This is a genomic window from Desulfosporosinus shakirovi (assembly GCF_020595055.1).
Classification (GTDB): domain Bacteria; phylum Bacillota; class Desulfitobacteriia; order Desulfitobacteriales; family Desulfitobacteriaceae; genus Desulfosporosinus; species Desulfosporosinus shakirovi.
The window spans coordinates 1-615 of sequence record NZ_JAJDOO010000096.1 but is presented as its reverse complement, the minus strand read 5'-3'; the positions used below and the strand labels follow the sequence as shown (position 1 = coordinate 615).

Annotated in this window: 2 tRNA genes; both read left to right on the top strand. The window is 44.4% G+C overall.

Annotated elements, in window-relative coordinates:
• Positions 1–253 precede the first annotated feature (253 nt).
• Positions 254–330 (top strand) — tRNA-Ile (locus tag LJE72_RS25960).
• A gap of 103 nt (positions 331–433) precedes the next feature.
• Positions 434–509 (top strand) — tRNA-Ala (locus LJE72_RS25955).
• Positions 510–615: the final 106 nt, after the last annotated feature.

Sequence of the window (615 nt, the reverse complement as noted above, 5' to 3'; positions counted from 1 at the left end):
AAGGTGCGGCTGGATCACCTCCTTTCTAAGGAGAACTGTTTGGGGCTTAGGCTTTGAACTAACTTCCTAATGGTCGATTCTCACGAAGAACAAAGGTTGAAAGACCGAGTTTAACGAGAGATCATTAGAGTCTTAAAGACTCACGCCGAGGGATCGGCAACTCATTGGATAGAGCTGTTGTTTAGTTTTGAGAGACCAGATATCGAAATCAGAAGTCTAAAGCTTTTGATAAAGAATCTAGCCTCAAAAATGTGGGCCTGTAGCTCAGTTGGTTAGAGCGCACGACTGATAATCGTGAGGTCGATGGTTCGAATCCATCTAGGCCCACCAATTAAAGCCATCAGAAGACAGAAGCCGGAGGTCAGAAATGACCATGCAAACTGGCTATCATATGTAAATATGAATCTGGAATTTGATGACTAATAGGGACGATGGGGGTTTAGCTCAGCTGGGAGAGCACCTGCCTTGCAAGCAGGGGGTCAGCGGTTCGATCCCGCTAACCTCCACCAATTTATTGAACATCTATGTTCTTTGAAAACTGCATAGAGAAGAAACTAGTAAAAGTCGAAAGAATTCACTTCGAAACGGAAGTTTCGAGTCAACCTAGAAGTAGCG